The sequence below is a fragment of the Scytonema sp. UIC 10036 genome (genome assembly GCF_009725235.1).
Map to the genome: position 1 here is coordinate 1 of NZ_WJFC01000289.1, position 12,929 is coordinate 12,929.

A 12,929-nucleotide genomic window follows, 5' to 3' on the forward strand; every position below is an offset into this window, starting at 1 on the left:
TCTTATTTCCCCCCTTTATAAGGGGGAGCCACTGCGCCATCGCGGGTTTCCCGACTTGTAGCAAGTGGCGTGGACTAAGGGGGGTAATCATGTGATTAAAATGACAGTCAACCACTTTTCAAACACCCTCTTAAACTGGTTGCGATGCCATAACTTTTTTTACATGACCTGCAAGCCCGATTGCCAAAGCGACCATGGAGAGTCTGGGATTGGCGTACCCGGATGAATTAACTCTGGCTGGTTTCTATTTTTATCAATTTCTAGATTTTTCTAAATTTTTTGTTGGTATTAGTAAATTTACACTTGTTTTCTATCAGGGATGTGTAAATGATGTGGCGTGTTGATGACATATTGGCTAAGTTTAGTTGCTGCTTACTGCAAACTCTGTGAAGGATTTATAAACTACCGGAGAGAGCGATACCAATACTGCAAGGGATCTCGAATTTTTGTAGTAGGGGTAAACCTGTGTGTGAAACCCAACAAATGTCTGTAAATGTTGGGTAAGGTTCCTCAACCCAACCTACATAGTTTCCAGAGCTTTGGCTGCTAACTCGACCTTTGGTAAATTTGGTTGAATATTGTGATGAACTTTTTCTAAAGTAGTTTACTATTAATACTGAGAACAAAAAATCTTTGTTAAGACTAGTGATGGAGATTTTGATTGTTGAGGACGAAATTGAGATTGCTCAATTAATTCAGTTATATCTGGAAAGGGAGGGATTTTCTTGTCGCCACTGTCGAGACGGGTTAAGTGCAATTCAAGTATTTCAAGAGCAACTGCCTGACTTGATCGTCTTAGATTTGATGATTCCGGATTTGGATGGGCTGGAGGTATGCGCTCGTATCCGACAGCAAGCAAGCCCTAAAGACCCTTACATCCTAATGTTAACGGCAAAGGGGGAGGAACTCGATCGCATTATCGGGTTGTCAACTGGAGCTGATGACTACGTAGTGAAACCCTTTAGCCCCAAAGAACTAGTTGCTCGTGTACGTGCGTTGCTGCGAAGGACGCTACGTCATGGCAAACAAAGTCATGTCTATCGTACCCAACACTTCATAATTGATATTGAGCAACGCTCGGCGAATCGGATTCTGAATCACAATCAATATTCTACCTTAGATCTGACAACCTTGGAGTTTGAATTGCTAGCAACGTTTATGAGTTATCCCGGTCGGGCTTGGAACCGAGCCCAATTGATTGACAAACTTTGGGGTAGTGATTTTTATGGTGATGAGCGGGTTGTTGATACTCACGTTGCCAGATTGCGGAAGAAGATAGAACCCGATCCTGCAAATCCCACTTTTGTCAAAACTGTCATTGGAGTTGGTTATAAGTTTGAAGATATAGTTTAATTTTATTTATAGAAAGGTAGGGGCACGAGGCTCGTGGCAGAAGGTAGAAAATTTGATTTTTATATTAATGGTATGGTTTTTTAGGCAGAATTATATGAGTGGGATAACTCTATAAAGAAAATATATTAAGCTAAATGCATAAACACCATTTTTAATAAATCTGCACGGGTAAAAGGCTTTGTTAAATATCCGGAAGCTCCTACTAATCTGGCTCTGACTTTATCTACAATTCCCTTGCTTCCTGTCACCATAATTATCGGAGTTCTCTTAAACATAGAGTTATTGCGGACGAGCCGACATAGCTCGTAACCATCCATTCCGTCCATATTTAAGTCCAATAAAATCAAGTCTGGTTTGTGTCTAATAATTGTCATCACTGCTTTCAGCGGATCGCTAATTGTAACTACAGAAAAACTTTCATCTTCCAAAAAACGACTAATTTCTCTCAGAATTGTAGGGCTATCATCTACAGAAACAACTTTATATATTTTTCTGGTAACTGTGGATGTTGTGGGAGTAGAGGGGATTTTTTCTGCTTCAGCGTCTGTTTTATCTAATGTCGTTAATTCTGGAACTGTTTGGTTCTTGTAAGAAGTAGGGACTCGCTCCTGACGATTGGCTAAGTTTTCTGTTTTGCTAGGAACTCCTGCTTTTTCTCCAGAAATATTACTACTGGGTAGGGCTGCTGTGTGAGAAGCTTTCTTTTTGGGTTCTGGTAAATAGATAGGAGTTTTTGAGACTTCAATATAGGTTGTTGGTAATTTATCAAATGGTGGATCTGCTTCATGCAATAAAACCGTCCCATTTGCTACATAAGGATATAAATTTCTCGTCAGTACTAATTCATCTTGATTCACAATCACTGCAAGATGACGCAAGCTAAAACCTTTCATCCAGTCCGTTAAACTGGGATCTAACCCTGATATGGTAGGAGCTATTTCGGTGGTTTTTATAACTAAGTACGGGCGCTGGTATGGTGAGGAAATATGCGGAGCTAAGGATTGCCAAATTTGTAATCTTTGTTGACAGCGTTCTACTATTTTTTCTGCATCAAGCTTGCAAATGACAGGAACTCGATAAAGAGAATTTGTCAATTGATAAGTTCCTTGTTGAATTGAAAGAAATGCTTCAAGAACTTCTTTGACTAACTCTTGAATCAGTATCGCTGCTTGTGTAGAATGCAAGTAGCGTTCGCTTACTAACCAACATATAGCTTGATATTCAGGTGGCAAAGGAGGCGTTATGGTTTGTTCTTGGCGATCGCTATATTCTGTTGATTGAGCTTGTGCATCTGGTTCAAACATCAAACGCAATTGAACCCGAACTTCCCCCGTAATGCTGTTGATTTGATGGCTGAGGCGACGTAAATGACGTTCTAGGCGATCGAAGGGTTCGACAGAATGTGTGGCGTAAGTTATTCTTCCTTGTTCTAAGTATATTGACCAAGTCACTGAATTGCTGTGTACTTGCAAACACGTACTCTCCGAGGCACTGTATAGGTGCCTTAGCAAACTTGAAGGACGCAGTTTTGTGAAAGTGCCAAAATTATTCATTTCTTAGAGATTTTCCGGAAAATATGCTTGGTCGTCTGTAGTTATACTTTGTTGTTGAATATAGTGTTTAATTATCTTTGAGGTTGTCTTTAGTATTATTTTTCTATTTTGACAGTCCGTAAATATATTACAAGATGTAAAAGATACATTATAGCTATTTTTTAGACTTTTCTTCATAAAATAACAATTGAGGTTTTTTCCAAAAAGTTTAAATTTACTAATTTGTTTATCAAATTAAACATTCGGTGAGTTAATGGAGGGTCAAGGGCATGAAGACTTAATTGGATTTACCTAAAATATGACCTTTCTACATTGAATCTTTAAAATTCGATGTCAGCACAGGTACTAAATCATTGTATTCTATACGTGTGATGTATAAATTTTGCTAAACAATTTACTGCAGGCAAGACCTGTTTTTGATAGATTTACCTTGAAATAACTTCTGTCTCAGGTAAGATTTCACAATTTTGTAAGATACTTGGCAGAAGAAATTTCTTTAATCAATAGTAAACTATCCAAGATAAGCAAAAGCAATACATATAGTGCAATTGCCTGTTTAAACTATATACTTTGAGGAAAAGGAAATTTGAGCTTTGGACTATAACATAACACAAGAAGTTATGCAGGATACATTAAAACTCGATGAAGTCGTTGAGTTCGCGGAGAACCCAGAGCCACGTTGTCCTTGTGTGCTGCTGTTAGATACGTCTGGTTCAATGCAAGGAACTGCCATTGACGCTTTGAATCAAGGCTTGCAAACTTTCAAGGAAGAATTAATCAAAAATTCCTTGGCAGCAAGAAGGGTAGAAGTAGCAATAGTTACCTTTGACAGCCAAATCAACGTTGTACAAGACTTTGTAACTGCCGATCAGTTCAATCCTCCGATACTGACAGCACAAGGGCTAACTACCATGGGTTCTGGTATTCACAAAGCTTTGGACATGATTCAAGAGCGCAAATCTCAATATCGTGCCAATGGCGTTGCTTACTATCGTCCTTGGGTCTTTATGATTACAGATGGTGAACCGCAAGGTGAATTTGAAGATGTGATCGACCAAGCGACGCGTCGTCTGCAAGCAGATGAAGCAAGTAAACGAGTGGCTTTTTTCACGGTAGGTGTAGAAAACGCCAACATGAATCGTTTGGGCCAAATAGCTGTACGCAGTCCCCTAAAATTGACAGGGTTAAATTTTGTTGAGATGTTTGTTTGGCTCTCAGCGAGTATGTCAGCCGTATCTCATTCTAAAGTAGACGAACAAGTGGCGTTACCCCCAATAGGATGGGGTTCTGTTTGATGGAAATGCGGCTTACTCCAGGTGATAGTAGACAACAATTCATGAATATCTCGAAACAAGTACCCCACTGGCGGGTAGTGGCCGCGTCTGTGTGTGGTACCAGCCACGTAAAAAATAAACAGCTCTGTCAGGATGCTCACCACTGGCAAATATTGCCGGACAGTATACTCGTTACAGCAGTCGCAGATGGTGCGGGTTCCGCAAGCATGGGGAAAGTTGGGGCAATGGTAGCAACAGAAACAGCAGTTGACAACATATCTCTCAAGGAGCTCACTCGACAAACCCTGACTGACGACGAAGCTGTCCGTTCCATTTTGTTAGACGCCATTATCACTGCAAGGAAAGCCGTGGAGGAGGAGGCGGCAGCCTGTGAAAAACAGCCATCAGACTTGGCAAGTACCCTAATTATTACAGTGGCTGCCCCTGAAATTGTGGCGGTAGCACAGATAGGGGACGGAGTAGCTGTAGCAAAAGATACAGAAGATCGCCTGGTTGCACTGACCTTCCCAGATAGTGGCGAATATATCAATGAAACAGTTTTTTTAACTTCACCCGGAGCGTTAGATGCAGCACAATTAAGAGTCTGGCGTCAAGCAATAGTAAATGTGGGAGTCCTGACTGATGGACTACAAATGCTGGCCATGAATATGGCAGTAGGTGCTCCTCATAAACCGTTTTTCTCTCCCCTGTTTGAATTTGCAGCTAATGCAGACGACAAAACAGTGGCAAAAGAACAACTTGTGAGGTTTTTGCGATCGGATAGGATTACGCAACGTACTGATGATGACTTGACGCTAGTAATAGCTGCCTTAAGCCACTAATTGAGCAGTTATTATGACGGTCACAAATCGTATACATTAGGCATAAGAATCAATATATCATGCAGGTACTACGTTATCTTCCCAATCAAAAACCCAGTCAGCTCAACCTCAGCGTTACTTTAGGGCAAGGTGGAGAAGCTTGTATTTATACGATACCAACAGATAGCGAGTTGGTGGCAAAAGTTTATCACAAGCCAGTTTCCGTACAAGGTCACAAACTAGAGGTGATGATTGCCAATCCGCCAGAAAACCCAACTGCCAGTTTGGGGCATATCTCTATTGCTTGGCCTGTAGAGTTACTGCGCTCATCAGATGGAAAAAACAACGTCATTGGGTTTCTGATGCCCCGCATTCGGGGTATGCGTCCTATTATTGACTTCTACAACCCCAGAACTCGCCGCCAACATTGCCCTTTATTTAACTATCAATATCTTATCCGTACTGCTCGGAACTTAGCTGCAGCTTTTGCATCCTTACACGCTTCAGGGTACTGTGTTGGAGATGTTAACGAGTCGAATATTCTAGTTGGCGATACAGCTTTGGTGTCCATAGTAGACACTGATTCGTTCCAGGTAAGAGACATAAAAAATCAAAGTGTTTACCGTTGTCCTGTAGGAAAACCGGAATTTACTCCACCAGAGCTTCAAAACAAAACTTTTGCTGAGTGCGATCGCGTTTTCGCTCACGATCTGTTTGGATTGGCAGTACTCATATTCCAACTTTTAATGGAAGGAACTCACCCATTCTCAGGAATTTTTCAAGGAATGGGCGAACCGCCACCATATGAAGCCCGCATAGCCGCAGGGCATTTTACCTACAGTCAAAAGCGGCGGGTTCCTTACGTGACAACGCCTATCGCACCCCCCTGGGAAATTCTCCATCCCAGCTTGCAAGAACTCTTCCTGCGTTGTTTTGAGGATGGACATTCTAACCCGTTGCTTCGCCCCAGCGCTCAAACTTGGTTGCTCGCACTAGCTGAAGCGGAAAATTCCCTCTTGACTTGTACTGTAAACCCCCAACACCGTTACAGCAATCATCTAGAAAAATGCCCCTGGTGCGAACGTGCTTTGCGTTTGGGAGGACGCGATCCTTTCCCGTCTCATAGAGCAATAGCAAACAAAGAACACCTTAAACCGCAACCAAAATCAAAAAAACGACAAACTCAACCTCCTCGCGTACCGCAACCAGTCGCGACGTTTAATCGCGTTAATTCTCGCACTCAGATGCCAGTCTTTAGTCAAAATATTCCTTACTACAGACCCCCCAAAAAACGAAGATACTATCCCGTCATTTTTTGCTTGCTAGGTTTTGGGTTGTTGGGATATTTAGACTTAGTCATTAAATTTACAAATCGCCCTTTTACAGGGCAAAGCGCTTCCTACACCCAGCCCAGTTTGGTTTCTATCACCCAGAACAAGGGCAAAGACTCTCAAACTTTTGCAGAATTTTACAAGCAGGGGCACGCTTCTTATAAAATACGCGATTACGAAAAAGCAATTGAGAAGTTCTCTCAAGCTATTGAAAAAAACCCAAAACACGCTAAAGCTTACGTGAATCGTGGGAACGCTCACTACAATATTAAGGAGTATGAATCTGCCCTTTCAGACTATAATCAAGCTTTGAGCATCAATCCTCAGGAAATAAAAGCTTACGTTAATCGTGGAAATTCTCGCTTTCTACTTGCAGAATATAGCAGTGACCCCGATCGCGAGTACAACTTGGCAATCTCAGATTACAACTCAGCATTGCGTCTCAACCCCAATGAAGTAGAAGCATACGTAAGAAGGGGTATAGTTCGTGCTCAAATAGCTAAGTACAGTGGCGATTCTCAACAAGATTACAACAGAGCAATTGCTGACTTTAATAAAGCACTCTCGTTAAGTTCAGATAGATCGGAACCCCTTTTCCAACGAGGTGTCGTTCGCTATCAAATTGCTCAATATAGCAGTGATTTTGAGAAAGAGTACAAACAAGCGATCGAGGATTTTAACCAAGCATTGCGTATCAATCCCAAGCTTTCAAAAGTCTATTTAAAGCGAGGTATTGTTCGCTATGAACTTGCACAATATGGTGGCGGATTCTCCAGCAAATACCACAAGCAAGCCGTTGAGGATTTACAAACAGCTGCCAAAATGGCTCTCGAACAAGAAGATATGGATAATTACCAACAAGCGCTTAGCAGCATTTGTGTTGTTGTCGAAAATAAATGTGACACTTTCTTGCAAACCTCAAGTGTTCAGGATAATAAGTAAGGAATTAGCAAGACCTCTCAATAAATATAGAGGTTTTTACCTGTTTTTGGATAAAGAATGCGAGGTAAATTTTTTATCCTTATACCCTTGATTTCTAAGGGTTTTCTGTAGTTTAACAAACAAACAGAATGCGAGGTAAATTTTTTATCCTCTGGTTTTCATCATTTATCCTTCATCCTTGTTTCAGGTGGTGAAAAACTTTTTCGTTTTTTTACACTAAAAATAAGTTTATTTATCTTGCCTTTACACTTTTGAGTAAAATTATAGATAGATTATATACTGAGAATTTGGAAAATAACCTTTTCTCTATTACATTCAATAAGCAAAAGAAATCATCTACCTGAAACTTAAGAGATAACTCCATGAAAGCAGTAATTTTAGCTGGAGGACTTGGTACGCGTCTGAGTGAAGAAACAAGCGTCAGACCAAAGCCAATGGTGGAGATTGGTGGTAAGCCCATATTATGGCACATCATGAAGGTTTACTCCGCCCACGGCATCAATGATTTTATCATTTGCTGTGGTTACAAAGGTTATGTAATCAAAGAGTATTTTGCCAACTACTTCTTACACATGTCAGACGTGACGTTTGATATGCGGTTTAACCAGATGAATGTGCATGCTGGTAACGCAGAACCCTGGCGAGTTACTCTAGTAGACACGGGTGACAACACAATGACAGGTGGACGCTTGAGACGAGTGAAAGAACACATTGGTAGTGAAACTTTCTGCTTCACCTATGGTGACGGTGTCAGTGATGTCAACATTACAGAAGTCCTAAAATTTCATAAAGAGCAAAAGACTTTAGCAACAATGACAGCAGTCCAACCACCAGGACGTTTCGGTGCAATTGTTTTGGGACAAGAACAAACCAAAATTACCAGTTTCCGAGAAAAGCCAGAAGGTGATGGAGCTTGGATTAATGGTGGTTTTTTTGTGCTTGAACCCGATGTCATTAATCTAATTGCTGATGATTCTACTGTTTGGGAACAAGTGCCACTAGAAAAATTAGCAGAAAAGGAACAGCTTTCTGCTTACAAACATCATGGTTTCTGGCAACCAATGGATACCTTGAGAGATAAAAATTATCTTGAGGATTTGTGGCAGAAAAATAAAGCTCCTTGGAAGATTTGGTAAGAAAATTGTGAATTATGGGTGCTCGAAGAATGACAATTCATAATTCATCATTCATAATTCATCATTCATAATTCATCATTCATAATTCATCATTCATCTAGTTTTCTGTGGCAGTTATATATGTATGATTTTGCAATTATAGGTGGGGGAATCGTTGGTCTTTCCACCGGGATGGCTTTGGGCAAACGCTACCCTAACGCACGTATTCTTGTTTTAGAAAAAGAAAGCCAATGGGCATTTCACCAAACTGGCAATAATAGCGGTGTGATTCACTCTGGTATTTATTATAAACCGGGTAGCTTTAAAGCAAAATTTTGCCGTGAAGGTTGCCGTACAATGGTAGAATTTTGCCAAGAGCATGGAATTGATTACGAAATTTGCGGGAAGGTCATTGTAGCAACAGATTTTGAAGAACTATCTCGGTTGGAAAATCTCTACCAAAGAGGTTTAGAAAACGGGATAGATGTCAAAAGAATTACTGCCGAAGAAGTCAAAGAATACGAACCTCACGTCACAAGCGTTGGGGGAATATTTGTTTCTTCCACTGGAATTGTGAGTTACAAGCAGGTATGTTTCAAATACGCTGAAATTATCAGACAGCAAGGAGGAGACCTGCGTCTTAATACAAAGGTGAAACGCATCGTTAAGAGTGGCAACCATCAAGTATTGGAAACGAATACGGGTAGCTTTGCAACTCGCTTTGTTATCAATTGTGCTGGGTTACATAGCGATCGCGTAGCGAACATGGGCAAAGTCAATCCACAAGCAAAAATTGTACCTTTCCGGGGAGAGTATTACGAACTTATACCAGAAAAACGTTCTTTAGTCAAAGGTCTGATATACCCAGTTCCCAATCCAGATTTTCCTTTCTTGGGAGTGCATTTTACCCGCATGATTGATGGCACAGTCCATGCAGGACCTAATGCAGTTCTCAGCCTCAAACGCGAAGGATATCACAAAACGGACTTTGACTTGCGAGATTTTGCCGAAGTTATGACTTATCCCGCTTTCTGGAAACTGGCTGCCAAGTACGCAGATGAAGGCATGAAAGAAATCATCCGTTCCTTTAGCAAAGCAGTGTTCACAAAAAGTTTGCAAAAACTGATTCCTGAAGTCAGATCGGAGGATTTAGTACCAACTCATGCAGGAGTTCGCGCTCAAGCACTAATGAACGACGGCAAGCTAGTGGATGATTTTTTGATTGTTCAAGGTGAAAACTCCGTCCATGTTTGCAATGCGCCTTCTCCGGCGGCAACATCTTCCATTGAAATTGGCAAAGCTATTGTTGCACAAATTCCCGAACAATCCCATTTACAACCTGCAGTCAGTTCGATCAATTAATTAAATTTGCCTGTGTTTTTTCCTGTGAAGTAGGAATACGAGTAACCACGGGCAATTGGTTGAAAAAGTTTATGAAAGCAACATCACTGGCTACTGCAAAACTTTAAAAATAATATGTTACTGTGCGTACATACGGTGCAAAAGTAGGCAGTAGTCAATACACCACAAGTTATTACGAACACATCAACTCATAGGAATTGAAAACAATGAAAGTTTTAGTCACTGGTACCGAAGGTTATCTTGGTTGCTTGTTACCACCCCTACTTGTAGAAAAAGGACATGAAGTTATCGGTGTAGACACTGGCTTTTATAAAGTAGGCTGGCTGTACAATGGTACTCAAGTAACAGCTAAAACCCTCAACAAAGATATTCGCAATATCTCTATTGAAGACCTACAAGGTGTGGATGCGATCGTTCACATGGCAGAACTATCCAACGATCCCACCGGACAATTAGCACCGCATATTACCTATGAAATTAATCATAAAGGTTCCGTTCGTCTTGCCAAGTTGGCAAAAGAAGTGGGTGTGCGTCGCTTCGTGTACATGTCTTCCTGTAGCGTTTATGGCGTAGCGACTGAGGGTGATGTTACAGAAGAATCGCCTGTAAATCCTCAAACAGCTTATGCAGAGTGTAAGACTTTAGTAGAAAGGGATGTGCAGCCTTTAGCTGACGATAATTTCTCTCCCACCTTTATGCGAAACGCCACGGCTTTCGGTGCATCTCCCAGAATGCGCTTCGATATTGTTTTGAACAACCTATCAGGTTTGGCATGGACTACCAAAGAAATCAAAATGACGAGTGATGGTACACCTTGGCGTCCACTCGTCCATGCCCTAGATATTTGCAAAGCCATTGTTTGCGCCCTAGAAGCGCCCCGTGACATCGTACACAATCAAATCTTTAACGTAGGCGACACCGCCAACAACTATCGCGTTAAAGAAATTGCTGAAATTGTTGCTGAAGTTTTCCCCGGATGCCAACTCAGTTTTGGGACTCAAGGTGCAGATAACCGCAGCTACCGAGTCTCTTTTGAGAAAATTAACACCATCCTACCAGGCTTTAAATGCGATTGGGATGCCAAGCGTGGCGCACAACAGTTGTATGACGTGTTCTCTCAAATTGATATGAGTGAAGAGACTTTCACTTCTAGAGGATTCACTCGCTTGAAGCAGCTCGAATATCTCATTCGTACCCAGCAAATTGATAAAGATTTCTTCTGGGCTAAGAAGTAATCGTCGGTACGGAAACATCCACGCGATAAGAAGTTCCAAATCCGTCTATTGGATTTGGGCTTCTTTAATTCAAAATTCCACTTATAATAAATTTTATTTACGTAGGTTGGGTTGAGGAACGAAACCCAACATAAATTTTCAGCTTGTGTTTGGTTTCGTTCCTCACCCCAACAACCAGATATTATAAGTGTTTGACTGAACCTGATATTACCTTAGAAGAGAGCGCTCGAATCAGAGATGAAACAAACATGAACAAGTTACTAACTATTGCGATTCCAACGTACAACCGTGCGAATTTACTAGACAAACAGCTAACCTGGCTATCAAAATCTATTAAAGGTTTTGAATCAGAATGTGAAATTATTGTCTCAGATAACTGCTCAACAGACAATACCCAAGAAGTCATTAAAAAATGGCAACAATATTTTCACAACGTGACATTCCAAGCCAATAGAAATAGTGAAAATCTTGGAGTCATGAAAAATATTGCTTACTGTATTAATGCCGCAACAAGCAAGTACGTATGGACAATTGGAGATGACGATCCCATCCAGGAAAGAACGCTGGGTTATGTAGTGAAAAATCTTCAAGAACATCCAGATTTATCATTATTCATTCTTAATTTCTCCTGCCGTTACGAACCAACAGGCGAGCTGATTTATGAAAAATGCTTTGATGTTAAGAATGAAGAAATTTCTGAAAATGGGAAAGCAGTCTTTGAACGTTGCTTGCAGGAAAATCACTCTGGTGTGGGATTTATGACTGCCCAGATATATCGCACCCAAGACGCCCAGACTGCTGTAAGGAATTGGTCATCTGGGTTAAGTAATATGGAAGCACAAGTTTACTGGACTGCTTTTTGTGCATCTCGTGGTAGTGCAAAGGTTACCAATGAAACCTATGTAGAAAGTGCTTTTGGTTCAAGTTATTGGATGCGCGAACCCAAAATATTGTTCAAAATGCAATATATTGATTTGCCCAGACTTTACGTAAAGCTCATCGAGATTGGTTACTCAAGAAAATTTTGCCGAAAGTTAGTTTTAAAGCATTTCTTGAAAAACAATTGGAGAGTTTTCTTTGGAGCTTTAAGAAGATGGCCCGTACTTGCAGTGAAGACGATCGTACCCTACCTGGCTTTAGTCGGTGAGTCAGCATGGCAATTCGTTTTGCCACTCTAGTAGATATCGAAGTGTCATTTGAGATTTTAAGCGTAATGTACATCACCAATTGTGTAGTCTATGTATTACGAGCTTTCACGTAGAGAGCGGCTTGGTTTCAGAAATTGTTTAATCTACTGGTGTAGTTAAAGTACAAAGTGAGGTATCCATGATTTTTACGAAAACAGAACTCCAAGATGCGTACATTATCGATTTAGAGCAAAAGCCCGACCACAGAGGTTTTTTTGCTCGGACTTTCTGTGCTAAAGAATTTGAAGCACACGGTTTAAAGCCAACAGTCGCCCAATGCAACCTATCCTTTAACTACAACAAAGGAACGTTGCGGGGAATGCACTATCAAGTTGCCCCAGCAACAGAAACAAAATTGATTCGCTGCATAAGTGGCGCTATCTATGACGTAATTATAGATATGCGTCCTGAATCGCCAACCTACCTTCAACATATTGGAGTGGAACTCTCCGCCGAAAACCGCCGTGCCCTGTACGTGCCAGAAATGTTTGCCCATGGCTATCAATCACTGACAGATGGGGCTGAGGTTGTTTATCAAGTAGGTGAGTTTTACACTCCGGGCTACGAGCGTGGTTTGCGCTATGACGATCCATTTTTCAATATTCAATGGCCTATGGAAGTAACTGTCATTTCTGAGAAGGATAAAAATTGGCCTTTAATGTCAATGATGACTGTTGGCGGAACTGTTTAGTTAGTGGTTAGTGGTTAGTGGATAGTGGTTAGTGGTTAGTGGTTAGTGGTTAGTGGTTAGTGGTT

The 12,929-nt window shown here is 41.0% G+C and carries 10 protein-coding genes; 9 read left to right on the forward strand and 1 reads right to left on the reverse strand.

Annotated features, from left to right (window positions below; genetic code table 11):
• The first annotated feature begins 648 nt into the window (after positions 1-648).
• Positions 649-1,353, forward strand: coding sequence for a response regulator transcription factor (locus F7734_RS57030; RefSeq protein WP_155753006.1), 705 nt, complete (start codon positions 649-651; stop codon positions 1,351-1,353).
• Between the two features lie 125 nt (positions 1,354-1,478).
• On the opposite strand, the gene F7734_RS57035 is transcribed toward F7734_RS57030, so the two are convergent.
• Complete coding sequence (locus F7734_RS57035; protein WP_155753007.1) at positions 1,479-2,906, reverse strand: response regulator; 1,428 nt, start codon at positions 2,904-2,906, stop codon at positions 1,479-1,481.
• 620 nt (positions 2,907-3,526) lie between these two features.
• Here F7734_RS57035 and F7734_RS57040 point away from each other — a divergent pair.
• The 8 genes from F7734_RS57040 to rfbC all read left to right on the forward strand — a co-directional run bounded on the left by F7734_RS57040 (position 3,527) and on the right by rfbC (position 12,864).
• Positions 3,527-4,201, forward strand: a complete 675-nt coding sequence (locus tag F7734_RS57040; protein ID WP_155753008.1) for a VWA domain-containing protein — start codon at positions 3,527-3,529, stop codon at positions 4,199-4,201.
• 41 nt (positions 4,202-4,242) lie between these two features.
• Positions 4,243-5,022 (forward strand): PP2C family serine/threonine-protein phosphatase, encoded by a 780-nt coding sequence (locus F7734_RS57045; protein WP_155753009.1) that lies wholly within the window; start codon positions 4,243-4,245, stop codon positions 5,020-5,022.
• A gap of 59 nt (positions 5,023-5,081) precedes the next feature.
• Complete coding sequence (locus F7734_RS57050; RefSeq protein WP_155753010.1) at positions 5,082-7,274, forward strand: tetratricopeptide repeat protein; 2,193 nt, start codon at positions 5,082-5,084, stop codon at positions 7,272-7,274.
• A 362-nt stretch (positions 7,275-7,636) separates the two neighbouring features.
• Complete coding sequence (gene rfbF / locus F7734_RS57055) at positions 7,637-8,410, forward strand: glucose-1-phosphate cytidylyltransferase (protein ID WP_155753011.1); 774 nt, start codon at positions 7,637-7,639, stop codon at positions 8,408-8,410.
• A gap of 120 nt (positions 8,411-8,530) precedes the next feature.
• A complete protein-coding gene (gene lhgO / locus F7734_RS57060; RefSeq protein ID WP_155753012.1) occupies positions 8,531-9,751 on the forward strand; it encodes an L-2-hydroxyglutarate oxidase in 1,221 nt (406 codons plus the stop codon).
• Between the two features lie 206 nt (positions 9,752-9,957).
• Positions 9,958-10,986, forward strand: a complete 1,029-nt coding sequence (locus F7734_RS57065; RefSeq protein WP_155753013.1) for an SDR family oxidoreductase — start codon at positions 9,958-9,960, stop codon at positions 10,984-10,986.
• Positions 10,987-11,234: 248 nt separating this feature from the next.
• A complete protein-coding gene (locus F7734_RS57070; protein WP_155753015.1) occupies positions 11,235-12,164 on the forward strand; it encodes a glycosyltransferase family 2 protein in 930 nt (309 codons plus the stop codon).
• A 148-nt stretch (positions 12,165-12,312) separates the two neighbouring features.
• Entirely contained in the window at positions 12,313-12,864 is a 552-nt protein-coding gene (rfbC, locus tag F7734_RS57075; protein WP_155753014.1) for a dTDP-4-dehydrorhamnose 3,5-epimerase, read from the forward strand.
• Positions 12,865-12,929 lie beyond the last annotated feature (65 nt).